Below are 22,281 nucleotides of genomic sequence, written 5' to 3'. Positions count from 1 at the left end.
TACCGCATCTGTCGTGTCGAGGGCACTGCCGACTCGGGGCTAGGCTTCGGCCGCGATGCAAGCCAGGCCGTCCAGCACCAGGTTATCGATCTTGCGTTTGGGGATGGACAGCAGGCTGCAGAAGGCGTCCGCGGCGCCACCGCTGATCAGGCAGCGTGCACCGGGCTGCCCGCTGATCTGCGCGAACATCCGCTCAACCGCGCCGGCCTGAGCCTGGACACAGCCAGAGAAGATCGCATCTGCGGTGCATTTTGGGGTTGCATCGAAGCGGCCCGCTCGTAGCGTGAGCTGCGCAGTATTGCTGGCCAGTGCCCGCTGCATCAGTTCGACGCCGGGCAGGATGATGCCACCATGAAAACAACCTTCTCCATCGATCAGGTCTACCGTGGTGGCAGTGCCTGCCATGACCACGATGCAAGGGTGTGGGTGGTGGTGCCGTGCGCCGATCGCAGCTGCCCATCGGTCCGCACCCAGTTGCGCGGCATCGTGGTACAGGTTGCGCACACCGCAGCGAACGGGGCTGGCAAGCAACCACTCAACCCGAAGGCGGTGATTCGTCGCCAGTTGCTCCAGCGTATCGCGCAGGCAAGGGCCTGCGACATTGGCAGCCACAATGCGATCTATGCGGGGCTGGTTGGTCAGCAACTGCCGAAGCGGGTCAAGGTCGTCGTGTGCCGCTGCGCCCTCGATTCGTTGTCCGTCATCGCTCAGGCGCCACTTGATCCGGCTGTTGCCGATGTCGACGAGCAGGATCATGGCGCCAGCCTCAACGAAATCTCGCCCGACAGTACACGCTGAAGGCCCGTATCGGTGCGGATCAGCAGGGCCCCGTCATCGTCCACACCGGCGCAGGTGCCGTAAATCGTGCTGCCATCGCCGCAGGCGGTGACAGGCAGCCCCGCAAAGGCGTTGCGTTGCTGCCAAGCGCCGCGCAATGCACCAAAACCGGCCGCGGCGTAGGTCTCGAACAAGGCGTGAAGTTCGGTCAGCAATGCAGCAAGCAAAGACTCAGCCGGAATCGTGTGCCCCAGTTCGCGCTGCAGGTCGGTCACGCCGCCGGCCTGCCCAGGAATGTTGACGTCATCAGGCAGTCGCCGATTTACGCCGATGCCGATTACCGCTGCAGGTGTTCGGCCGCGGCCGGGCAGGAGTTCGACCAGAATGCCAGCCAGTTTCTGGCCGTGGATGAGAACGTCGTTGGGCCATTTCAGTTGCAGCCCCTCCACGCCGAGTTTTTCCAGCGCAACAGCTACCGCAAGACCCGTCACCAGCGAGAGCCCCGCCGGGACCGGAGCACCGGGAGCAAAGCGCCACAGCGCCGAAAAAGTCAGGCAACTGTCGGGCCAGCTCAGCCACACCCGTCCCCGTCGCCCGCGTCCAGCAGTCTGCTGACCCGCGACCAGGACATGGACCCGTCCGTCGTCTTCGGGCGTGCAGTTCATGAGTTCGGTATTGGTCGAACCGCAGGATTCGACCCAGCGCAACGCAAACTCAGATGACCGCGTACCGAGGTCGAGAGCGACCTGTTCGAGATCGAAGCGGAGGTTGGGAGCAGGGGAGGCGTTCAAGGCGACCAGTCCGTACAGGAGGGACCCGGATTATCCGCCATAAGCCTGCGCAGGACGAGTGCTGCGCAATATGCAACTTCGGACTCGGTCGCCAAGTGTGGTGCTGACGCCAGCGATGCAGCAGGTGAGGACAGGTCGCCGGGGGGCTGCGTTGCCGCAGCTCGTTCCGGCGCAGGAGGGGGTGATGGGCTGCGCGCAGATCGGGCCGGCATTTGATCTGGAAATGGGGACGAGCTTGGGAGCGTGCTCTCCCGCATTACTGAGGGGCTGTCGGGCTGGGGTGGCCCGCTTCAGGCCGACAGTCTCCCTGGGCACGGATGACCGCGCCGCAGGGTTGCCGAGGAAGGTAGGCCTCGCGTTGGATTGGCCTGTACGAAGTCCGAGCGAGCCCGACCGCTTTCAGGCCTCCTGCTCGACTTCGGCCGTGCCAGGCCGGTCGTCATCCATCCCAAGCTCCTGGATCTTGCGGGTGATGGTATTGCGCCCGATGCCAAGCAACTGGGCAGCTTCGATCCGCCGCCCGCCAGTGGCGGTCAGGGCGCGACGGATCAAGGTGCGTTCGAATTCGCGCGTGAGTTTGTCGAACACCTCACCCGGCGAGGTCGAAATCAGCCGGTCGGCCTCCACGCCCAGGCCATCAACCCAGTTCACCGGTGTTTCCCGCATGGGCTGGTCGCGCATCTCGGGCGGCAGGTCGGCCACCTCGACCACTTGACCGGGTGCCATCACCGTCAGCCAATGGCACAGGTTCTCGAGTTGGCGCACGTTGCCGGGGAAGGGCAAGGCTTGCAGATACTTGAGGGCGGTTTCGGAAATCCGTTTGCTTTCGACGCCCAACTCCTGCGCGCTACGCTGCAGGAAGTAACGCACCAGAATGGGGATGTCTTCACGGCGCTCGCGTAGCGGCGGGAGACGCAAGCGGATCACGTTCAGCCGGTGAAACAAGTCCTCGCGGAACAGGCCCTGGCGGACGCGCTCCTCCAGGTCCTGATGGGTCGCCGCGATGACCCGTACGTTGGCGCGGATGGGCTGATGGCCACCTACCCGATAAAAGTTGCCATCCGACAGTACCCGTAGCAGACGGGTCTGGAGTTCTGGCGGCATGTCGCCGATTTCGTCCAGGAACAAGGTGCCGTCAGCGGCTTGCTCGAAGCGACCACGACGCTGGGCCGCCGCGCCGGTGAAGGCGCCGCGCTCATGCCCGAACAGCTCGGATTCGAGCAAGTCACGTGGAATGGCCGCGGTGTTGATGGCGATGAAGGGGGCGTCGCGTCGCGGACTGTGGCGATGCAGGGCGCGCGCGACAAGCTCCTTGCCTGTGCCGGACTCGCCGTTGATCATGACCGTGGCGTGGGATTGAGACAGCCGGCCGATGGCGCGGAACACCTCCTGCATCGAGGGTGCCTGCCCGAGGATCTCCGGCGCCACCGAGGTTTCTTCCGATGCACCTTCCTGGTGCGGGCTCTGCTCGAATGCACGACGAACGAGCGCGACCGCCTGATCCACGTCGAAAGGCTTGGGTAAATACTCGAATGCACCACCCTGGAACGCTGATACGGCACTCTCCAGGTCAGAATAGGCGGTCATGATGATGACCGGCACCTGCGGAAAGCGTGTCTTGATGCGCTGCAGCAGGGTCAGGCCCGATTCTCCGGGCATGCGGATGTCGGACAGCACCACATTGGGTGGCTGCGTGGTTGATTCCAGCTCGTCCAGGGCCTCATTGGCCGAGGCGAAGCTACGGTGTGTGATCTCCTCGCGGCCGAGGGCTTTTTCCAGTACCCAGCGGATGGAGCGGTCGTCATCTACGATCCAGACGGTTTTCATTGTGTATGCACTATTTTGGTGCGATGCGAGCCAGGGCTCAGCTTCGCTCGGTAATCGGTATCAGGATGGTGAAACAGGTGCGGCCGGGCTGACTATCCACGTCAATCATGCCCTGGTGCTGTTCGACGAAGCTTTGCGCCAGGGAAAGGCCAAGGCCGCTCCCGCCATCCCGCCCCGACACCAGGGGGTAGAAGATCTTGTCGCGGATCTCCTCCGGAATCCCGGGGCCGTTGTCGATGACTTGCAATTCCAGTGCCAGCTTGAAACGACGCTTGGCCAGCGTGACCTGCCGTGCCACCCGGGTGCGCAGGCGGATCTCTCCGCTGCCCTCAAGGGCCTGCGCGGCATTGCGGGTGATGTTGAGGATGGCCTGGATCAACTGCTCACGGTCGGCGGTCAACTCAGGCAGACTGGTGTCGTAGTCACGGCGAATCACCAGGTCGGGAAACTCGGCCAGGATCAGCCGCCGAACACGCTCAAGCACGTCGTGGATGTTGATCTGGGCAGGCCGCATCATGCTGTGCGAGGTCAGTAGCCGATTCATCAGGTCTTGTAGTCGATCGGCCTCGGCGATGATGACTTCGGTATATTCTCGCAGCAGGGGGTCGGCCAGTTCGTGCTCGAGCAGCTGCGCGGAGCCCCGTATGCCCCCCAATGGGTTCTTGATCTCGTGAGCAAGGTTCCGGATCAGCTCGCGGTTGGCTTGTTGCTGCTGCAGCAGTTGCTCTTCGCGGGCAACCCGCAGTTGGGCGTCTATCGGCCGGAACTCGAGCAACAGGCGCACGCCGGAGGCCTCGATCGGGCTCACCGTGCAGTCTAGATGGATCGACTCGGTATCGTTGCGCTGGATCTTGAGGTCCTGCCCGGTATAGCTCCAGCTTGTGCGCAAGGCATTGTGCAGTGCGGTGCCAAGTCCGGGTGGTTCGCCAAGCAGGCGGCTCAGTGGCAGGCCGATGAGCTTGCGTCGGCTGATCGCGAACAGGTTTTCGGCGCCCGGGTTGATATAGCGGACAATGAGCTTCTCATCGACCAGCACGACCGCCGAAGAGAGGAGTTCGAGGCCTGCGAACGGTCCTGAAACCGGTGGGTGGAAATGGTGTGCCATGGCTCGTATCGGTTATTTGCGATAAATAACGCAAGAACCGCGCCAGATGGGCTTAACGCAAACCCGAGAGCTCCTTGCGCAGCGCCTCGAGGTTGCGCTGGTGCATTTCGACCTTGTCGCGGAAGGGCTTCAGGCGTTCGTCAGTCTTGGCCGTATTGACCGATGAGTAACTGCGTCCGTCCTGTGTGCGGCGGACGTTGCGCTCTTCGGGAACGTCGCGTTTCTCTTCGTCTTCGAGGGCCTGGCGTGCAGCGGCAAGCGCTTGTTCTTCGGTTTCGAGTTCACGCTGCAACACCTGGCGGCGGGTGTCGTCACGGGCGCGCTGGGTGTCGGGCGTTACACGTGGAAAACTGGGGCTGCTGCTTGCCGGGCTTGGTGTAGTTGCAGGGCGTGGGGCCGGTACCGAGGAGACTGACTGATCACCGGCCAGCGGCTGACAGCCACGTGCGAGGTTGCGATCGTTGGTATAGGTGATCCTGCCGTCGGCGTCGACGCACTTGAAAACCTGTGCGTGCGCTGACGAAGCCAGGCAAAGGACGACAAGCAGTGGCAGAGTTCGCATGGGCCTCATGGCGGTGTCAAACCGCGCCCCTGTCGGCGAATCCGGCAGGCAGCGCTGTAGAAATGCAACCCGAGTGGGGATTAGACCCGATAAAAAAGGGACGGGCAATGCCCGTCCCTTTCATTGACACTGGAATCCGGAGATTACAGGCTGTAGTACATGTCGAATTCCACCGGGTGGGTGGTGATGCGCATGCGGTCGACTTCTTCCATCTTCAGTGCGATGTAGGCATCGATGAAGTCGTTGGAGAACACGCCGCCACGGGTCAGGAACTCGCGATCCTTGTCCAGGTATTCCAGCGCTTGCTCGAGGCTGGTACACACGGTCGGGATCAGTGCGTCTTCTTCCGGCGGCAGATCGTACAGGTTCTTGTCAGCCGGATCGCCCGGGTGGATCTTGTTCTGAATGCCGTCCAGACCCGCCATCATCAGTGCAGCGAAGCACAGGTAGGGATTGGCCAGGGGATCCGGGAAGCGTGCTTCGATACGACGACCCTTCGGGTTGGCAACGTAGGGGATGCGGATCGAGGCGGAACGGTTGCGGGCGGAGTAAGCCAGCTTGGTCGGCGCTTCGTAGTGCGGCACCAGACGCTTGTAAGAGTTGGTGCCCGGGTTGGTGATGGCGTTCAGCGCGCGAGCGTGCTTGATGATGCCGCCGATGTAGTACAGCGCGGTTTCCGACAGGCCGGCATAACCATTGCCGGCGAACAGGTTCTGGCCATCCTTCCAGATCGACTGGTGCACGTGCATGCCGGAGCCGTTGTCACCGACGATGGGCTTGGGCATGAAGGTGGCGGTCTTGCCGTACTGGTGTGCAACGTTGTGCACGATGTACTTCAGGACCTGGGTCCAGTCGGCACGCTTGGTCAGGGTGCTGAACTTGGTGCCGATCTCGCACTGGCCGGCGTTGGCCACTTCGTGGTGGTGCACTTCAACCGGCACGCCGGCGGCTTCCAGGGCCAGGCACATGGCGGCGCGGACGTCGTTGAGGCTGTCGACCGGGGGAACCGGGAAGTAGCCGCCCTTGACGCGCGGACGGTGACCCGTGTTGCCGCCTTCGAACTTGTCGGCGGTGGACCATGCAGCTTCTTCGGAGATGATCTTGCTGTAGACGCCGGACATGTCGACCGACCATTCCACTGCGTCGAAGATGAAGAATTCGGGTTCCGGACCGAAGTAGGCGGTGTCGCCGATGCCGGTGCTCTTCAGGTAGGCCTCGGCGCGCTTGGCGATGGAGCGCGGGTCGCGATCGTAGCCTTTGCCATCGGACGGCTCGATGACGTCGCAGGTCAGCACCAGGGTGGTTTCGTCAAAGAAGGGGTCGATATAGGCGGAGGACGCTTCCGGCATCAGGATCATGTCGGACGCCTGGATGCCCTTCCAGCCGGCGATCGAGGAGCCGTCGAACGGGTGGCCGTGTTCGAAGTGTTCTTCTTCGAAGGCGGACACCGGCAGGCCGACGTGTTGTTCCTTGCCGCGGGTATCGGTAAAGCGCAGGTCGATGAAGCGGACTTCATTTTCCTGGATCATCTTCATGACGTCTTGAGCGTTCATTTTCACTCCTGGTGAGATGAGGCAGTGTTAGCAAAAACGATAGGTCGGATAACGGCCAGACTTCCGTTGTCGCGGATCAAAGCAGTATCCGTGCCATCCAGGTTCTGTCCCGTTCTCATTGTGCCACAAGGGCAAACTTTGGTTGTGTGATGGCGCAATGCACCAAATTGGTGCTATTTTTTGCTGATATGAACCATCATGGTGCAAGTTCGGTGAAATAGCTGATTCGCCGATACTGAGGGTGCTGCGATGTCCATGTTGCGGTGCGCCGTTTGAGTGCATCTGGATCAGCCGGGGTCTGGTCTGGTGCGAAATAGACTTCCACCTCCACGCGTTGCCCCAGATAGTGTAGTTGAATGCGCCGCGGGACGGGTTCGGTGCCAATCAGTGCCTGGATGTCGGCGGTGACGCGTTCGCGTTCGGGGAGTGGGCCGACCGGTACTGACTGATCCACTCCATCGTCTTCGGCATCTATATGAACGAGTACATCCTGCACGTCCGGATGTGCTGCCCGTACCCTGAAGAAAACGTTGTCCGAGATGCGATGCCCCTCGGAAACCGTGATGCGCGGGTCGACCTGGACATGGGCGTCGCACAGGACGCGATCTGCCATCCGGCGAGTTCGCAGGTCGTGCAGACCGATCACGCCCGGGGTGTCAACGATGGTGCGGCGCAGTCTTGCGATATCGGCGGCAGGCAGTCCGGTGTCGATCAGTTCGCGGATGGCTTTCATGCCCAGGCGAAAGCCCATATGCAGGATCAGGAAGCCGACCACCGCTGCCGCAAGGGGCTCGAGAAAGGGGTAGCCGGCCAGGCTGCCGCCAATCCCGACTGCGACCACCAGAGAAGAGGCTGCATCGGAGCGCGCGTGCCAGGCGTTGGCTTCGAGCAGGGGGGCCTTCCACCGGCGGCTGGCCGCGAGCGTGAAGCGGAACAGTCCTTCCTTGGCCGCCAGGGTGAGCACCGCCATTGCCAGAGCGGCGGGATGCAGGTCGGGCTGGCTATCCATGTCCTGCAAGCGTAGCCCCGAGGACCACAGGAAACCGCAACCCACCGCGGCCAGCACCGCGCCCAAGGCCAGGGTTGTGACTGTCTCGATGCGGCCATGACCATAGGGGTGGTTGCTGTCGGCAGGGTCGGCACCCTGGCGGCCGGCAACGAGCACCATCATGTCGGTAATGAGATCCGACAGGGTATGGGTGGCATCGGCGACCAGGCTGAAGGCGTTGGCGAAAACGCCGATGACCACTTGCCCCGCCGCCAGCAGGCTGTTGGTGACGATGGCGACCAGCGTCGCGCGCTGTATGCCTTTGCTGCGTGCGCTGTTGTCGGCTGGCCGTGCCGCAGGCATGGCGGAGGGGGATTGCTGCGAGGGGTGCATGTCGGCGGTCAAAGGGAGAGGTATACTCGAATCTTGTGGAATTCTAGCGGGATGTTGCCATGGGAACCCTTTCAGCATTGCTGTCGCTGGCGCAGCAGCGCGCAGCAGACATGCAGGTGCCTTATCAGGGTGCGCTGACGCCGGCCGAGGCCTATCAGGTCCTGCAGCTGGCGCCGGGCGCGCGGCTGGTTGATGTCCGCACCCGCGCCGAGTGGGATTGGGTCGGGCGGGTGCCGGGCGCAGTGGAGATCGAGTGGTTGGGCTATCCGGGCATGCAACCCAATCCCAACTTTGTCTCACAGTTGCAGCATCAGGTCGATCGAGAGGCGCTGGTGATGTTTCTGTGCCGATCTGGCGCGCGTTCCGATGCAGCAGCGCGTGCAGCGATCGTGGCAGGTTTCAGCAACTGCTACAACATCCTTGAGGGCTTTGAAGGTGACAAGGATGCCGAGGGGCATCGCAACCGTATCGGCGGCTGGCGACATGCCGGCCTGCCCTGGCAGCAAGGCTGATCTTTTCTCCCGGACCGGTGTCGTAAGCCAGGCAGGCACAAGCCGGGTTCGGGGGCTTCTCCTCAATCAGGATAGGTATCATGCAGGTAGCCACCATCAGTTTCGATCGTTTCAATGCGCTCGCCGACACCGAAGCGCAGGAGCGCATCCGCGCGGCACGGGCCCGTCTGGGCGATCGCGCGGTGCTGTTGTGCCATCATTACCAGCGTGCCGACGTCTATCAGCACGCCGATCTCACCGGGGATTCGCTCAAGCTCGCCCGCTTGGCATCGCAGACCGACGCAGAATTCATTGTCTTTTGCGGCGTGCATTTCATGGCGGAGGTGGCCGACATCCTGTCCAAGCCCGGACAGACTGCGATCCTGCCCGACCTGGCCGCCGGCTGCTCGATGGCGGACATGGCCAATCTGGCAAAGGTCGAGCGCTGCTGGCGAGAGTTGACGGAGGTGCTTGGGACGCCCGACAGCCTGATCACGCCGGTGACCTACATCAACTCGGCGGCCGACCTGAAGGCGTTCTGCGGTGAGCACGGGGGCATCGTCTGCACCTCGACCAATGCGCCGACGATCATGGACTGGGCATTCGCGCAGCGTGAGAAGGTGCTGTTCTTCCCCGATCAGCATCTCGGCCGCTGGACGGGCTACAAGAAGGGTATTCCGCTTGAGCAGATGGTGGTGTGGGATCCGGATCTCGAATATGGCGGCCTCACCCCCGAGCAGATCCGCATGGCCAAGGTGCTGTTGTGGAAAGGACATTGCTCGGTACATCAGATGTTCCAGGAAAGCCACATCCGGCGCTGGCGCATGCAGCATCCCGAAGGGCTGGTGATCTCGCATCCGGAAAGCAGCCTGGCGGTGTGCCAGCAGTCCGACTATGTGGGCTCCACCGAGTACATCATCAACACCATTGCGGCGGCACCTGCCAATACCCGCTGGCTGGTGGGTACCGAGCTCAATCTGGTCAATCGCCTGGCCGAGGAGATGAAGCCGCAGGGCAAGATCGTGCAGTTCATGGCCCCGACGGTATGCATGTGCTCGACCATGCAGCGCATCGATCCTCAGCACCTCGCGTGGACGCTGGAGAATCTGGCGGACGGCAACATCGTCAATCCGATCCGGGTGCCGGCGCACGAGGCCGAACTTGCCCGTGTCGCGCTCGATCGCATGCTGGCGGTGTCCTGAAGGCTGGGCCCGGAGCGCTGCGATCATGACGCTGCGCATCTGTACCTACAACATCCACAAAGGCTTCTCGCAGTTCAACCGCCGCATGGTGGTGCACGAACTGCGGGAGCGCCTGCGCAGTCTCGATGTCGATCTGGTGTTCCTGCAGGAAGTGCAGGGCTTGCACCTGCGTCATCCACTGCAGCATGCGGACTGGCCGCATCGTCCCCAGCACGAGTTCCTGGCCGAAGATGTCTGGCATCAGACCGCCTATGGTGGCAACGCGGTCTATGATCATGGCCACCACGGCAATGCAATCCTCAGCCGTCATGCCATCCTCAGTGCCGACAACCAGGATGTGTCCGACCACCGTTTCGAGCGGCGGGGATTGCTGCATTGCGAAGTGTCACTGCCGGCACTCGATCGACCGGTGCATTGCGTCTGTGTTCATCTCGGATTGATGGCGGGTAGCCGGCGACGGCAGATGGAGGCCTTGGCCGAGCGCATGGAGCGTCTTGCTCCCGATGGAGCGCCATTGATCATTGCAGGTGATTTCAATGACTGGCGCAATCATGCGGATCACTTGCTGGGACGTCGCCTTGGGCTCACCGAGGCGTTTGCCCATGCCGGGGGGCGCCCGACGCGCAGCTTTCCCAGCGCCCTTCCTTTCTTTCGCCTGGACCGGATCTACGTGCGCGGCTTCACCGTTCGTCAGACGCGGGTTCATTTCGGTGAGCCATGGTCGCGGATATCCGACCACGCTGCACTCACCGCGGATCTGGAGTTGATCACTTGACCACTGCAAGTGGTGGCAATGCGATCGCATTGCTGGAGAATGGTGAGCAGTACTTTCCGGCCCTGCTTGCCGAGATCGGTGCAGCACGGCGTGAGATCTTCCTGCAGTTTTACATCTTTGATCCCGACGACACTGGCAGGCGGGTGGCCAGCGCGCTCATGCGTGCCGCCGCCCGTGGCGTGACCGTGCGCTTGATGGTCGATGGTTTCGGCGGTCGTCCTTTCGTGCGCAGTCTGATGGATGACCTGCAGGCCGGCGGAGTCGACGTCCTGATTTACCGGCGCGAGCTGCGCGTGCTGTCGTTGCGCCGGCACCGGCTCCGTCGTCTGCATCGAAAGGTGGTGGTCATCGATGGGCGGACCGCCTTTGTTGGTGGCATCAACGTTGTCGACGACTTCGAACACCATGGCCCCCCCCACCCGCGCTACGACTATGCGGTCAGGGTCGAGGGGCCACTGCTTGAACCCATTCTGGGTTCGGTATATCGCTTGTGGCGGCTGGTCGCCTGGGCGAGTTTTCAGCGGCGGGTGCCGGTTCATCTGCGTGCGCCTGCAGTCGTCACGCCGGCGGGAGCAGTACGGGCCGCCTATCTCATACGCGACAATCTGCGCCATCGTTTCGATATCGAAAATGCCTATCTGGAGGCGATAGCAAGTGCTCGTGAGCAGATTCTCATCGCGAACGCTTACTTCTTTCCGGGAAGACGCTTCCGGCATGCCTTGCTTGATGCTGCGGCGCGTGGGGTCCGTGTCACCCTGCTGCTGCAAGGGTTGGCGGATCATCCGGTGCAGCACTACGCTAGCCGCGCGTTGTATCCGCTGTTTCTTGAGCGGGGCATCCGGTTGTTCGAGTATCACCGCAGCGTGCTGCATGCCAAGGTGGCCGTCGTCGATGGAGGGTGGGCGACGGTGGGTTCGAGCAATATCGATCCTTTCAGCCTGTTGCTGGCGCGCGAGGCGAATGTGGTGGTGCAGGATCGAAGCTTTGCAGCAGAACTGCAGCGCAGCCTGGAGCGGGCGATCGACAGCGGTGCGAAGGAGTTGCGCCATGAGGATTGGCGACGGTTGCCGCGTTTGCGGCGTGCGCTCAGCTGGCTGGCTTACCAGGCCGTTCGCCTGATGATCGGGGTGGCGGGCTACGGCGGTAAGCACTGATGCCGTCGCCGGCTGCGGCTGGATGCGGTGAGGTCCTCACCCGCTCGGCGGTCTTGCAGCGTCAGCCCAGCAGGCGGCGGTGGTCGATCTTGGTGCAGCGGTCCATTACCGTCTGCAGACCAGCCGCTTCAGCGCGTTGCAATGCCTGTGGTGCGATCACGCCCAGTTGCAACCAGACCGCGCCGGCGCCGATTGCGATGGCGTCATCGACAATGGCATCGACCTCCTCACTGCGGCGGAACACGTCGATCAGATCCACCCGTCCTGATATGTCACGCAGGCTGGCATGGCACTTCAGGCCCAGCACCTGATCGCACGCCGGATTGACCGGGATGATGATGTAGCCCTGCGTCATCAGGTACTGCGCGACTTCGTGGCTGGCGCGGGCAGGGTTGGGCGACAGGCCGACAACGGCGATTGTGCGGGTCTTTTCCAGCAGGTGACGCAACGCATCGTCAGTGTCGATCATTTTCGTTTTCCATATTGAATTCGGGGGCGACCGCGTGGCGCAGTCGGGGGATCTGCTCGATATGCCAGTTGTACTTCGCCCATTCCCAGGCCGTGTGGAGCGAACTCCGTGCCAATTCTGGCGGAGGCGTCTGGCCGAGGAAAACCAGTGCGTCGTACAGTGCCGCAGCAGGGGGGCGATCGTCAATGGCGCGCGCAAGGGTCTGCTTGGACAGTTTTTCGCCAGCCGGATTGGTCGCGACTGGCAGGTGTGCGTATGCGGGCACCTGCATGCCGAGCAGCCCCTGCAGATGGATCTGGCGCGCAGTGGAGTCGAGCAGGTCCGCGCCGCGCACGACATGGGTGATGCCGGCATCTGCATCGTCGACGACAACGGCAAGCTGGTAGGCAAACAGCCCGTCGGCACGCAGGATGACATAGTCGCCAACGTCGCGTGCCAGATCCTCCTCGATCTCACCCTGAATTGCGTCGGTGAAGCAGATGCGCCCTTCCGCCCGGACCCGCCAGGCCCGCGCGCTGCGGCCAGCAGGCAGGCCGTCGCGGCAGGTACCGGGGTAGCGACGCGATCCATCACGTGCCAGCGTGGAGTCCGCAAGTTCACGGCGGCTGCAGGCACAGGGAAAGGCGTGCCCGTCCCGACGCAATCGCTCCAGCGCGGCGACGTAGGCCTCGGTACGTTGGCTCTGCCAGACCAGCGCGCCGTCCCACTGGAAGCCAAACCGGTCCAGCGTGCGCAGAATGGCATCGGCAGCACCAGCGACGGTGCGAGGGGTATCGACGTCCTCGATCCGCAGTAGCCATTGTCCGTGGTGACGAACGGCTTCCAGGTAGCTGCCCACCGCGGCCACCAGCGAGCCGAAGTGCAGGGCGCCACTGGGCGATGGCGCAAAACGGCCGACGTAAGATGCGACCTCGCTCATCGCCCTTCACTGGCGCTCAGTGCGTCCGGCTCGAGTTCGGACGCAGGCTGCAGGCCTTCTTCCAGTGCGGCAAGCGTACGTGCCGATTTTGCGACTTGCTCGGTGGTCCGCCGTAGCAGGCTGGCCAGGCGCAGCCAGTCCTGCATGCTGCGGATGTCCAGGCGGGCATGGGCCCCGGCGCCAAGCAGTGCTTCCTTCAGGGCTTCGTACTGTGCTTCGGCTTCACCCAGCAGACGATCGATTTCGCTACTGCGAAAGCCGGGCTGTCCGGGTACGCTGGCGTCGGCCAGTGCGTCAGCGGCGTCGCGGAACTGTTCAAGCGCGCGGGCGATGCCGCGTTCCGGCATCTGCCCGAGTGCGCTGCCGAGTTCGCCTGCCAGATGGGCAGTCTCTCGCGCATTCTCCTGATACTGCAGCGCCCTGAGATGACGTGCCAGCGATTCCACCAGGACCGGTGGCAGACTCGCTGAAGATACTTTGCGCGCGAATTTGCCGATTTCGTTGGCCAGGCTCAGCAGTGCGCTGCCGTTACGTTCGATCAGCGTGATGTCGGGTGGGGTGTGGGCGGCGGCGCGCAGGCAATTGCCTGCCAGGACGTGGGTACGGCCCAGTTCCATGCGCAGGGCACGTACGGCCAGATCCGGTACGCTGGTCGAGTTGGCGTCGAGGTGCTGTGGCCGTGCGGTTTCCTCCTCGCGGCCGCCAAAGCGGGTCGATAGAAAAGCCAGCAGGCGCTGGCTGGCGGGCACCATCAGTGCCACGCCGAGCACGTTGAACACCGAATGGAAGAGGGCCACCGAAACGGCCGGCGTCGCTGGCTGGTCGAGCCAGTCGGCGAGCAGTGCAAGAAAGGCGATCAGCAGCGGCAGCAGCAGCAGGGCCACCGCACCCGTCACCAGGTTGAAGAACACATGGGCGGCAGCAAGCCGGCGCGCGTTGGCGGTGGCGCCGATTGCCGAGAGGATGGCGGTCGAGGTGGTGCCGATGTTGGTTCCGATGACCATTGCGCACGCCGCCTCGGTGCTCAGCAAGCCAGTCTGCGCTGCGGTGATGATGATCGCGATGGCTGCGCCGGAAGCCTGCATCAACACGGTGATCACCGTGCCGACTGCAACCAGCATGGCCCACCCGGCCAGTCCGGGCAGGATGAAGGACTGCAAGTCGATCCCCGCACCGAAGGCCGAGAAAGTGTCCTTGAGCACGTCGATGCCCAGGAACAGGATCCCGAAGCCGGCCAGGGCCTGACCCAGCGCACGTGGGCGCACCTTTGCGGTGGCCAGCATCAGCACCGCACCGATGCCGACAAAGGGCAGGGCGAAAGCATCGATCTTGAAGTTGAAGCCAAGCGCGGCCACCAGCCAGGCGTTGGTGGTCGTGCCAACGTTGGAACCAAAGATGACCCACAGCGCATTGCGCAGTGACAGCAGACCGGCGTTGACGAAACCGATCCCTGCCACAGTGACTGCACTGGACGACTGGACGAGGCTGGTGATCAGCATGCCAGCGGCCAATCCGCGAGCAGGCGTGGATGTCCAGCGCTCTAGCATGTCTTCGAGCGCACGGCCTGCCGCCAGCTTGAGTCCGTCGGTGAGCAGGTGCATGCCGAGCAGGAACAAACCCAGCCCACCAAGCAGGCCGCCGATCACTTCGAAGGTGGATAAGGTTGCGGTTTCCAGTTTCGCCTCCTCGGGCGCAGGGGAGTCCGATTGTCGGCGAGTGGCTGGGCTTGAAGCAAGGGGCGATGCAGCATTGCTGTGCAGAATGCGATGCGCGCACGGGGCGCGCTGCCGGGGGCTAGTCGGCGTGAGCTGTACGCCACTCCTTTAATGCAGCCAGGGTGTCATCCAGGCCGTTGATCACCCGGATCCCGGGCAGGCGCCGCTCCTTGCCTTTCACCGCCTGGCCGCCAGCCCAGATCTCGATCGACGCCGGGAGTGCTGCGCGCAGTTCGAGCAGGTCGTCCACTGCCTGGCGCAAGGGGTAGGCGATGCTGAAAGAAAGGCCGACAACATCGAAGCGCCCGTTGACAGCCGCGCTGCGGATGTCGGCAAGCGGTGTACGGGTGCCGAGCGAGATGCAGGACGCGCCTTCGGGCACCAGCGTGGCTTCAGCCATCAACAGGCCCAGCACATGGTGCTCGTCAGGAAAGGTCGTCAGCAAGATGCGCGGACTGCCACCATGCGCGGCGTGGGCGCTGATTGCGCTGCGGAGCACGTTCTGCACCTGTTCGGTGTACAGGTGTTCCTCCGGAACGTCGATCTCACCCCGCATCCAGGCTTCGCCCACTGCCTCGTTCAGTGGTGCGATGGTCTCGGCAACGAAGCGCTGCAAGCCCTGCTTCATGACCGCCTGATGCAGGCCGGTGACCAACTCGGCGCTGCGATGCAGACGGACGTACTGCATCAAGGTCAGCTCGCGTTCCTGCTGCTCGGGGCTGATGGCCTTGCGGTGATGGCATTCCAGCAGCGCCGCCAGATCACTTGTACTGGCGGGAATGACTTTTGACGGACGCAGACCGACGTCCAGCAGCCGGCGGATCAGGCGCAGCTTCTCCACTTGATCCGGCGGGTATACGCGTTCTCCGTTGGCGTCACGGTCCGGTGTTGGAAAGCCGTAGCGCCGCTCCCATACCCGCAGTGTGTCTTTTGACAGACCTGTGTCGCGCTCTACGGCCGCGATACCGATAGCGGTGTCTGGAGAAATTGGAGTATTCATTTTGTCGTGGACAAATCGTTGACAAGCGTGAGGGTTGAATCTATCTTAGGTTCATCGATTCAATTTGTCTAGGACAACAGTCATGAATGCATCAGCTCATCCAAAGATCCTGGCCGGCAGTGCATTGGTGCTGGTCTCCCTGGTTTATTCCGTTCTGGGCAACACGGCGCCCACTCCGGAAGCGGTCCGGTCCGGCGCGGTGGCGCTTAAGGCGACGGATCATTCTGTCCAGGACAAAACAGGTATTGATCTGATGCTGTTCATGCATCGGGCTGATCTTCCCGTGTTCCCCTTGCGGGCAGAACCGGAAGGCTGAGCTCGATTTCAGGGTGGCAAGGTCTGTCGCGCCATCCCGTTCTGATGCGCCGGCCGGGCGCCACTGCCCGTCTGGGCCGACCCGCCGGACGACTGTCACCGATCCGCATATTGCCAAGGAGTTTTCATGAACGCCCCCGACAAGTTCTTCCTTCCGGATGTACAGGCCAGCCAGGATCATCGTGCGCTCGCGATTCAGCGGGTTGGTGTGCGTGGCTTGCGCTATCCGCTGGTGCTGCTAGATGGCGACAGTGCACAGCACACCGTCGCGACCATCGAGATGACGGTCGGCTTGCCCGCCGACGTGAAGGGCACGCACATGTCGCGCTTTGTCGAACTTCTGGAGGTCGAGCGCGGCGGGCTTGACCTGTCTGGACTGCGGGCCTTGTTTGCGGACATGCTGGTACGACTCGAGGCGACGTCGGGGCGGATCGAGGCCCGCTTCCCGTGGTTCATGCGCAAGACCGCGCCGGTCTCCGGGGTGGCCAGTCTGCTTGATCTGGACGTGACGCTGGTGTTCGAGCAGACAGAGCATGCGTCGCTCAGCTCCACGTTGATCGTGACCGTACCCGTGACCAGCCTATGCCCTTGTTCCAAAAAGATCTCCGAATACGGAGCGCACAACCAGCGTTCGCACATCACGATTGCCGCGTGCTTGCGTGGCGACCTGGAGATAGGCGAGCTGGTGCGTATGGCTGAGGAGGAGGCGTCGTGCGAAGTCTTCGGCCTGCTCAAGCGACCGGACGAGAAGTGGGTGACCGAACGTGCCTACGACAATCCCAAGTTCGTTGAGGATCTGGTGCGTGACATCGCCTTGCGTCTGGGAGCGGATCGCCGCATCGCCAGCTGGCGGGTTGAGTCGGAAAACTTCGAGTCCATCCACAACCACTCGGCCTATGCCTTGATCGAGGGTGAGAATCCGGAGGCGTACGATCATGCGCATGGGTGAGCTTGCCCAAGCCAGACTTGGCGGTGGGCGCCGGGTCGCGGTGGTCGGTGGCGGCATTGCCGGCCTCGGTGCGGCCTGGCTGCTGTCCAGGCATGACCAGGTGACCCTGTTTGAGGCGGGCAGCTACGTCGGTGGCCACACCAACACGATAGACGTGACCGTCGAAGGTCATACGCACCCGGTTGATACCGGTTTTCTGGTGTTCAACCGCCGTACTTACCCCAATCTGTGCGCGCTGTTTGCCCAGCTGGGTGTGGAATCGGTCGATAGCGAGATGTCTTTCGGCGTCAGCCTGGCCGATCCGGCCATCGAGTGGGCGGGGTCCGATCTCGGTACGGTCTTCGCCCAGCGCAGCAACCTGATGCGTCCGGCCTTCATCGGCATGCTGCGCGACATCCTGCGCTTCAACCGCGAGACGACCCGCATGGCGAGCGAAGGCCGCATGCCGGCATCCAGCCTGGGCGAGTATCTGGATCGTGAGCGCTATGGCAGCGCCTTTCGTGATTGGTATCTGTTGCCGATGGCAGCCGCGATCTGGTCGTGTCCGACGCGCACCATGCTCGATTACCCGCTCTCCACCTTCGTCCGCTTCTGTCACAACCATGGCCTGCTGCAGATTCTCGACCGGCCGCAGTGGCGCACGGTAAAGGGCGGTGGGCGTGAGTACGTCGCGAAGATTCTCGCGCAACTGCCGGATGTCCGGGTGGCCAGCCCGGTGCTGCGGGTCGACCGTGAGCCTCATCAGGTACGCATTCACTCCCGTCATGGTGCCGAGTGTTTTGACGAAGTCGTGTTTGCCTGCCACAGCGATCAGACCCTGGCACTGCTCGGTGCAGGCGCCAGTGCAGACGAGCGGCGCATCCTGGGTGCAGTGAGCTACCAGGCCAATACCGCCATCGTGCACACCGATCCGTCCTTGCTGCCACAGCGGCGCAAGGTCTGGTCGGCATGGAACTACATGGCCGGTGAAGGTCGTGCAGACGCGCGTCCGGTGTCAGTCAGCTACCTGATCAACCGCTTGCAGCCACTGCCCTTCGAAACGCCTGTCGTGGTGTCATTGAATCCCTTCCGCGCGCCGCGTGCCGAACATGTACTGCGCACCATCCACTATGCGCATCCTGTCTTTGACCAGGCGGCCATCGATGCCCAGGCCGCATTGCCCACCATCCAGGGCCGCCAGCGCAGCTGGTTTGCCGGCGCGTGGATGGGCTATGGCTTCCACGAGGACGGTCTGAAGTCGGCCGTCGCGGTTGCCGCTGCGTTGGGCGCGAGGATTCCGTGGCAGCTCGCCACGACGACGGTGAGTGAGGGGTTGCAGGCATGAACCAGCAGATCGCGGATGCCTTCGATCCGGTGCTCGATCCTGCAGCCTGCTTTGGCGCAGTGATGCACGAGCGTCACGTCGGCACCCGCAACCGATTCATCTATCCCACGGCCTTCCTGCGGTTGCCGTTGGGACGGCTCGACGATATCCGCGTACCTTTGCTGGGTATCGAGCGGCGCAATGTATTTGCCTTTCATCTGCGCGACCACGGTCGGCGGGATGGTTCGGCATTGTTGCCCTGGCTGCGCAGCATCCTGGAGACGCACGGCGTGTTGCCGGTTTGCGACGGCGAGGTGGTGATCCATACCATGCCGCGCATCTTCGGCTACGTCTTCAATCCGGTCAGCTTCTGGTTCTGCCATGACGCAGGCGGAGCCTTGAGGGTGGTGCTGGCGGAAGTCAGCAACACCTTTGGCGAACGTCACAACTACCTGGTGCGACATGATGACCTGCGCGCCATCGTCGCCGGTGACGAATTGCGTGCGACCAAGGTGTTCCATGTCTCGCCCTTTTTCCCGGTACAGGGCGAGTACCGCTTCCGCTTCGAAGGCAGGGGGACGGTCCACGCCGTTGCAATCGACTACTGGGATGGTGGCGTGCGCCAGCTCTCCACCCGGGTCTCCGGCCGTGCCGAGCCGCTGTCCGGCGCAGCAATGAGCAAATGGCTGCTGCGCTATCCCTTCATGACCCTGGGCGTTGTCGCCCGCATCCACTGGCAGGCACTGCGCCTGGCGCTCAGGCGGGTGAGCTTTTACCGCAAGCCCCTGCCGCCGATCGAGGAGACTACCTGATGAACACCATCGACCACGCCCTGCGTCCACTCACGCTTGGCAAGTTGGGGAAGCTGGGGCACCTGCCCCGGCCGACAAGACTGGCACTGGAGATGCTCGATCAGATGGAGGGTGGCGCGCTTGCCCTCGAGCTGCCGGACAATCTGCATCTGCGCGCCGGCCACGGCCCGCTGGTTGCGCACCTGAGGGTGCGGGATCACGCGGTGTTCGACGAGGCCCTGGGGCGCGGTGACATCGGCTTTGCCGAGGCTTACATGGACGGAGCCTGGGATACCGAGGATCTGCCCGCCCTGCTGACATTGCTGTCACGCAACCGCAAGCAGTTGCAGTCTGCCATCTATGGGCGTTTCTTCCGTTTGCTCGGTCATCGCCTCGGTCATCTGCTACGCGCCAACACGCGCGCTGGCTCGCGCCGCAATATCGAGGCGCATTACGATTTGGGCAACGATTTCTACCAGTGCTGGCTGGATCCGACAATGACCTACTCGGCCGCGGTGTTTGCCGATGCCGACGAGCCGCTGGAACAGGCGCAATTGCGCAAGTATCGCCGTATCCTCACGCAGCTCGATGCGCGTCCCGGGCAGCTGATCCTCGAGGTTGGCTGCGGCTGGGGGGGGTTTGCCGAGGTCGCAGCGACAGAGTTTGGTTGTCGGTTGCTGGGGCTGACCCTGTCACCTGCGCAACTCGAGTTTGCGCGCGCACGTGCCGAACGCGGTGGCTATGCCGACAAGGTCAGTTTCGAGCTGTGCGACTATCGCGATGTTGCCGGTCAGTACGATCACATCGTATCCATCGAGATGATCGAGGCGGTGGGTGAGCGCTTCTGGCCAACCTACTTCAGCCAACTGTCCAGCCGGCTGAAACCGGGTGGGCGTTGTGTGATTCAGGCCATCACCATCGCGGATGACTTGTTCGCGCGTTACCGGCGTGGCACCGACTTCATCCAGCGCCACATTTTCCCCGGCGGAATGCTGCCTTGCCCGGTGCAGATCGAGGTTCAGACCACGCGTGCCGGTCTGGCAGTGGTCGATGACTTTGCCTTCGGCGCCGATTACGGACGAACGCTGGCGCGTTGGCATCACGCCTTCGAGGATTGCGCGGGACAGGTGCAGGCGCTTGGCTTTCCAGCGCGTTTCATGCGCATGTGGCGGTTTTACCTTGCCTATTGTGAAGCAGGCTTCAACACCGGCGACATTGACGTGCATCACTACACCCTGATGCATGCGGACCAGGCGGCTTGAGCCATGAAGACGCTGCGTCTGCTGCTGCTCCTGGGCGCCTTGATGGGAATGCCGGCCATCGCTGCAGTTGGGCTGCCGGGCGCGGTCTCGGCTGCGATCGGTGGTCCGGACGGCGCGCCGCGCGCCTTGGGTAGCGGCGAAATGCGATGGTTCGGCCTCAAGCTTTACGATGCAGCCTTGTGGGTGCCTGCCGGTCAGCCGTGGTCGCTTGAGGGGCCTTACGCACTTGCGCTGCGCTATGCGCGCAATATTCCTGGCGAGCGTCTGGTAGACACCAGTATCGACGAGATCCGTCGCCTGGGTTACACCGATGAAGCCGTTCTGGCGCGCTGGCGTGAGGCATTGAGCCGTGCCCTGCCCTCGGTCAGCAGCGGGGACACCTTGGTCGGCGTGCGGCTGGCGGGCGGGGGGGCCCGTTTCTGGCATCTGGATCGTCCTACGGCCGATATCGATGATGCTGAACTGGCACGTGCCTTCTTTGCCATCTGGCTGGACCCGCGCACGCGCGAACCGGCGCTGCGGGCGCGTCTGCTCGGCGAACATGCCAGCGCCGGGGCCGGGTCATGACCGTGGCGGCAGCCTCCCTGTCTGCACGTGGTGCCACCCTGGCCTACGGAGCATTGGGCTTGCCGCTGGCGTTTGCTGCCTTGCCCATCTACGTTCACGTGCCGCGTCTCTATGCCGACGCATTGGGTTTGTCGCTGGCCACTGTCGGGCTGGTATTACTGGCGGCAAGGATCGTCGATGCGTTGACGGACCCCATGATTGGCTGGGTCAGCGACCGGGCCTGCGCACTGCCCGCCGGGCGCGTCAGTCTGATCGCGCTTGCCCTGCCGGTGCTCGGCCTCGGCATGATCGGTCTGCTCGCCCCGCCCGATGGTGCGGGTGCGCTGTGGTTGGCATTGTCGGTGACCGTGGTTTCCCTGGCCTACTCGGTGGCCACCATTGCGTATAACGCCTGGGGGGCAGAGGTCGCCCCTGATCCGGTATCACGAACCCAGGTGGTGGTCAGCCGAGAGGGCTTTGCACTGGCAGGCGTGATCCTGGCGGCCGGGCTACCAGGTTTGCTGGTGGGCAATGATTCAGAGGCCGATGGCCTGGCGCGGATGGCCTGGATCTTCCTGCCCATTTTGCTGTTGTTCGCGACCTGGACGCTATTGCTTGCGCCGCGTGCACCGAAAAGTTCACCAGGCAGGGGATCGGTGTTGCGAGGCTTGGCGGAGGCCTTGGGCTGCCTATCCTTCCGTCGCTTGCTGCTGGTCTTTGCCGCCAATGGCATCGCCGCTGCGATTCCATCGGCAACCGTGCTCTTCTTTGTCGCAGATGTGTTGCAGGCGCCGCAGTTGGCAGGGCTTTTCCTGATGATCTATTTCCTCAGCGCGGCATGCAGCCTGCCGCTATGGGCCAGGCTGTCCCGCCACCTGGGCAAGCTGCGTACCTGGTGTCTGGGCATGGTGCTGGCAATGGCCGTCTTTGTCTGGGCGGGCTTGCTCGGGGCGGGCGAGTTCGCCGCCTTTGGCGTCATCTGTCTGCTGTCGGGCATGGCGCTGGGGGCAGATCTGTCGATGCCGCCCTCCCTGCTGGCGGATCTGCTTGCACGTGAATCGACACGCGCCGACGGCGAGGCGCGTGCGGGCGCCTGGTTTGGCTGGTGGAACTTTGTCACCAAGGCCAATCTGGCGCTTGCCGCCGGCCTGGCCCTGCCTCTGCTGGGCTGGCTTGGTTACGCGCCGGGTGCGCGTAGCCCGGATGCCCTGCTTGCTTTGGCGGGCGTGTACGCACTCGTGCCGGTGTTGCTGAAGGTGATTGCACTGGCCCTTGCATGGCGCTGGCGCGCGCTGTTTGACGGCGCCACCGAGGGTAGGCTGGGTGCTCAATGACTGTACGAACTGATGGGCTGGATGATGTTGCTCATGACTTGCGATGACGGACTGGAGAAC

Annotated in this window: 22 protein-coding genes; 11 read left to right on the top strand and 11 right to left on the bottom strand. The window is 63.2% G+C overall.

Annotated features, from left to right (window positions below; genetic code table 11):
- Positions 1 to 39 precede the first annotated feature (39 nt).
- The 7 genes from DNK49_RS15925 to DNK49_RS15895 all read right to left on the bottom strand — a co-directional run bounded on the left by DNK49_RS15925 (position 40) and on the right by DNK49_RS15895 (position 7,996).
- Entirely contained in the window at positions 40 to 756 is a 717-nt protein-coding gene (locus tag DNK49_RS15925) for a type III pantothenate kinase (protein WP_110526684.1), read from the bottom strand.
- Positions 753 to 1,568, bottom strand: a complete 816-nt coding sequence (locus DNK49_RS15920; protein WP_243632397.1) for a biotin--[acetyl-CoA-carboxylase] ligase — start codon at positions 1,566 to 1,568, stop codon at positions 753 to 755. Before DNK49_RS15920 ends, DNK49_RS15925 begins: the two co-directional genes overlap by 4 nt.
- A gap of 399 nt (positions 1,569 to 1,967) precedes the next feature.
- Positions 1,968 to 3,395: a nitrogen regulation protein NR(I) gene (gene ntrC / locus DNK49_RS15915; protein WP_110526682.1), complete on the bottom strand. Its 1,428-nt coding sequence runs from the start codon at positions 3,393 to 3,395 to the stop codon at positions 1,968 to 1,970.
- Between the two features lie 37 nt (positions 3,396 to 3,432).
- Entirely contained in the window at positions 3,433 to 4,500 is a 1,068-nt protein-coding gene (gene glnL, locus DNK49_RS15910) for a nitrogen regulation protein NR(II) (RefSeq protein ID WP_110526680.1), read from the bottom strand.
- A 52-nt stretch (positions 4,501 to 4,552) separates the two neighbouring features.
- Positions 4,553 to 5,062 (bottom strand): DUF4124 domain-containing protein, encoded by a 510-nt coding sequence (locus DNK49_RS15905; protein ID WP_306441426.1) that lies wholly within the window; start codon positions 5,060 to 5,062, stop codon positions 4,553 to 4,555.
- A 143-nt stretch (positions 5,063 to 5,205) separates the two neighbouring features.
- Positions 5,206 to 6,615 (bottom strand): type I glutamate--ammonia ligase, encoded by a 1,410-nt coding sequence (glnA, locus tag DNK49_RS15900; RefSeq protein WP_110526676.1) that lies wholly within the window; start codon positions 6,613 to 6,615, stop codon positions 5,206 to 5,208.
- Between the two features lie 196 nt (positions 6,616 to 6,811).
- Positions 6,812 to 7,996, bottom strand: a complete 1,185-nt coding sequence (locus DNK49_RS15895; RefSeq protein WP_110526674.1) for a cation diffusion facilitator family transporter — start codon at positions 7,994 to 7,996, stop codon at positions 6,812 to 6,814.
- Positions 7,997 to 8,055: 59 nt separating this feature from the next.
- Between DNK49_RS15895 and DNK49_RS15890 the strand changes: the two genes are divergently transcribed.
- The 4 genes from DNK49_RS15890 to clsB all read left to right on the top strand — a co-directional run bounded on the left by DNK49_RS15890 (position 8,056) and on the right by clsB (position 11,618).
- On the top strand, positions 8,056 to 8,508 hold the full coding sequence (locus DNK49_RS15890) for a rhodanese-like domain-containing protein (RefSeq protein WP_110526672.1): 453 nt from the start codon (positions 8,056 to 8,058) through the stop codon (positions 8,506 to 8,508).
- 80 nt (positions 8,509 to 8,588) lie between these two features.
- Positions 8,589 to 9,689, top strand: a complete 1,101-nt coding sequence (gene nadA, locus DNK49_RS15885; RefSeq protein ID WP_110526670.1) for a quinolinate synthase NadA — start codon at positions 8,589 to 8,591, stop codon at positions 9,687 to 9,689.
- Between the two features lie 25 nt (positions 9,690 to 9,714).
- Entirely contained in the window at positions 9,715 to 10,464 is a 750-nt protein-coding gene (locus tag DNK49_RS15880) for an endonuclease/exonuclease/phosphatase family protein (protein WP_110526669.1), read from the top strand.
- Positions 10,461 to 11,618 (top strand): cardiolipin synthase ClsB, encoded by a 1,158-nt coding sequence (clsB, locus tag DNK49_RS15875; protein ID WP_243632396.1) that lies wholly within the window; start codon positions 10,461 to 10,463, stop codon positions 11,616 to 11,618. Before DNK49_RS15880 ends, clsB begins: the two co-directional genes overlap by 4 nt.
- Positions 11,619 to 11,679: 61 nt before the next feature.
- On the opposite strand, the gene DNK49_RS15870 is transcribed toward clsB, so the two are convergent.
- The 4 genes from DNK49_RS15870 to DNK49_RS15855 form a co-directional block, all read right to left on the bottom strand.
- The gene (locus DNK49_RS15870; protein WP_110526665.1) at positions 11,680 to 12,087 is read right to left on the bottom strand and encodes a CoA-binding protein; all 408 of its coding nucleotides are present in this window, start codon (positions 12,085 to 12,087) and stop codon (positions 11,680 to 11,682) included.
- Positions 12,074 to 13,006 carry a tRNA glutamyl-Q(34) synthetase GluQRS gene (gene gluQRS / locus DNK49_RS15865; RefSeq protein ID WP_110526662.1) on the bottom strand — a complete coding sequence of 311 codons (933 nt, stop codon included), beginning with the start codon at positions 13,004 to 13,006 and terminating at the stop codon, positions 12,074 to 12,076. The genes DNK49_RS15870 and gluQRS overlap by 14 nt, the downstream gene beginning before the upstream one ends.
- Positions 13,003 to 14,652, bottom strand: coding sequence for a Na/Pi cotransporter family protein (locus DNK49_RS15860; protein ID WP_279386426.1), 1,650 nt, complete (start codon positions 14,650 to 14,652; stop codon positions 13,003 to 13,005). The genes gluQRS and DNK49_RS15860 overlap by 4 nt, the downstream gene beginning before the upstream one ends.
- Positions 14,653 to 14,800: 148 nt before the next feature.
- Complete coding sequence (locus tag DNK49_RS15855) at positions 14,801 to 15,721, bottom strand: MerR family transcriptional regulator (RefSeq protein WP_110526660.1); 921 nt, start codon at positions 15,719 to 15,721, stop codon at positions 14,801 to 14,803.
- Positions 15,722 to 15,803: 82 nt separating this feature from the next.
- Here DNK49_RS15855 and DNK49_RS15850 point away from each other — a divergent pair, with 82 nt between their 5' ends.
- The 7 genes from DNK49_RS15850 (at position 15,804) to DNK49_RS15820 (ending at position 22,221) form a co-directional block, all read left to right on the top strand.
- Positions 15,804 to 16,037 (top strand): hypothetical protein, encoded by a 234-nt coding sequence (locus tag DNK49_RS15850; protein ID WP_110526658.1) that lies wholly within the window; start codon positions 15,804 to 15,806, stop codon positions 16,035 to 16,037.
- Between the two features lie 126 nt (positions 16,038 to 16,163).
- Entirely contained in the window at positions 16,164 to 16,985 is an 822-nt protein-coding gene (gene folE2 / locus DNK49_RS15845) for a GTP cyclohydrolase FolE2 (protein WP_110526656.1), read from the top strand.
- Complete coding sequence (locus DNK49_RS15840; protein WP_110526654.1) at positions 16,972 to 18,309, top strand: NAD(P)/FAD-dependent oxidoreductase; 1,338 nt, start codon at positions 16,972 to 16,974, stop codon at positions 18,307 to 18,309. Before folE2 ends, DNK49_RS15840 begins: the two co-directional genes overlap by 14 nt.
- The gene (locus tag DNK49_RS15835; RefSeq protein WP_110526652.1) at positions 18,306 to 19,100 is read left to right on the top strand and encodes a DUF1365 domain-containing protein; all 795 of its coding nucleotides are present in this window, start codon (positions 18,306 to 18,308) and stop codon (positions 19,098 to 19,100) included. The genes DNK49_RS15840 and DNK49_RS15835 overlap by 4 nt, the downstream gene beginning before the upstream one ends.
- Positions 19,100 to 20,341 carry an SAM-dependent methyltransferase gene (locus tag DNK49_RS15830; RefSeq protein ID WP_110526650.1) on the top strand — a complete coding sequence of 414 codons (1,242 nt, stop codon included), beginning with the start codon at positions 19,100 to 19,102 and terminating at the stop codon, positions 20,339 to 20,341. Before DNK49_RS15835 ends, DNK49_RS15830 begins: the two co-directional genes overlap by 1 nt.
- A gap of 3 nt (positions 20,342 to 20,344) precedes the next feature.
- The gene (locus tag DNK49_RS15825) at positions 20,345 to 20,908 is read left to right on the top strand and encodes a chalcone isomerase family protein (protein WP_110526648.1); all 564 of its coding nucleotides are present in this window, start codon (positions 20,345 to 20,347) and stop codon (positions 20,906 to 20,908) included.
- Positions 20,905 to 22,221, top strand: a complete 1,317-nt coding sequence (locus DNK49_RS15820; RefSeq protein WP_110526646.1) for an MFS transporter — start codon at positions 20,905 to 20,907, stop codon at positions 22,219 to 22,221. The genes DNK49_RS15825 and DNK49_RS15820 overlap by 4 nt, the downstream gene beginning before the upstream one ends.
- The last annotated feature ends 60 nt before the right edge of the window (positions 22,222 to 22,281 follow it).

Origin of the sequence: Parazoarcus communis SWub3 = DSM 12120 (assembly GCF_003226565.1) — a bacterium.
In the GTDB taxonomy this organism is placed as follows: Bacteria; Pseudomonadota; Gammaproteobacteria; order Burkholderiales; family Rhodocyclaceae; genus Parazoarcus; species Parazoarcus communis.
The sequence above is the reverse complement of the archived record's forward strand: the minus strand, read 5'-3'. Positions and strand labels throughout refer to the sequence as shown.

What these genes read in the sequence shown, in the direction of transcription:
- gluQRS (WP_110526662.1), bottom strand. Translation starts at nt 13,006, where the DNA reads ATGAGCGAGGTCGCATCTTACGTCGGCCGTTTTGCGCCATCGCCCAGT.
- glnA (WP_110526676.1), bottom strand. Translation starts at nt 6,615, where the DNA reads ATGAACGCTCAAGACGTCATGAAGATGATCCAGGAAAATGAAGTCCGC.
- DNK49_RS15855 (WP_110526660.1), bottom strand. Translation starts at nt 15,721, where the DNA reads ATGAATACTCCAATTTCTCCAGACACCGCTATCGGTATCGCGGCCGTA.
- DNK49_RS15925 (WP_110526684.1), bottom strand. Translation starts at nt 756, where the DNA reads ATGATCCTGCTCGTCGACATCGGCAACAGCCGGATCAAGTGGCGCCTG.
- DNK49_RS15835 (WP_110526652.1), top strand. Translation starts at nt 18,306, where the DNA reads ATGAACCAGCAGATCGCGGATGCCTTCGATCCGGTGCTCGATCCTGCA.
- DNK49_RS15895 (WP_110526674.1), bottom strand. Translation starts at nt 7,996, where the DNA reads ATGCACCCCTCGCAGCAATCCCCCTCCGCCATGCCTGCGGCACGGCCA.
- DNK49_RS15820 (WP_110526646.1), top strand. Translation starts at nt 20,905, where the DNA reads ATGACCGTGGCGGCAGCCTCCCTGTCTGCACGTGGTGCCACCCTGGCC.
- DNK49_RS15880 (WP_110526669.1), top strand. Translation starts at nt 9,715, where the DNA reads ATGACGCTGCGCATCTGTACCTACAACATCCACAAAGGCTTCTCGCAG.
- DNK49_RS15830 (WP_110526650.1), top strand. Translation starts at nt 19,100, where the DNA reads ATGAACACCATCGACCACGCCCTGCGTCCACTCACGCTTGGCAAGTTG.
- folE2 (WP_110526656.1), top strand. Translation starts at nt 16,164, where the DNA reads ATGAACGCCCCCGACAAGTTCTTCCTTCCGGATGTACAGGCCAGCCAG.
- nadA (WP_110526670.1), top strand. Translation starts at nt 8,589, where the DNA reads ATGCAGGTAGCCACCATCAGTTTCGATCGTTTCAATGCGCTCGCCGAC.
- glnL (WP_110526680.1), bottom strand. Translation starts at nt 4,500, where the DNA reads ATGGCACACCATTTCCACCCACCGGTTTCAGGACCGTTCGCAGGCCTC.
- DNK49_RS15890 (WP_110526672.1), top strand. Translation starts at nt 8,056, where the DNA reads ATGGGAACCCTTTCAGCATTGCTGTCGCTGGCGCAGCAGCGCGCAGCA.
- DNK49_RS15905 (WP_306441426.1), bottom strand. Translation starts at nt 5,062, where the DNA reads ATGCGAACTCTGCCACTGCTTGTCGTCCTTTGCCTGGCTTCGTCAGCG.
- ntrC (WP_110526682.1), bottom strand. Translation starts at nt 3,395, where the DNA reads ATGAAAACCGTCTGGATCGTAGATGACGACCGCTCCATCCGCTGGGTA.
- DNK49_RS15870 (WP_110526665.1), bottom strand. Translation starts at nt 12,087, where the DNA reads ATGATCGACACTGACGATGCGTTGCGTCACCTGCTGGAAAAGACCCGC.
- DNK49_RS15840 (WP_110526654.1), top strand. Translation starts at nt 16,972, where the DNA reads ATGCGCATGGGTGAGCTTGCCCAAGCCAGACTTGGCGGTGGGCGCCGG.
- DNK49_RS15850 (WP_110526658.1), top strand. Translation starts at nt 15,804, where the DNA reads ATGAATGCATCAGCTCATCCAAAGATCCTGGCCGGCAGTGCATTGGTG.
- DNK49_RS15825 (WP_110526648.1), top strand. Translation starts at nt 20,345, where the DNA reads ATGAAGACGCTGCGTCTGCTGCTGCTCCTGGGCGCCTTGATGGGAATG.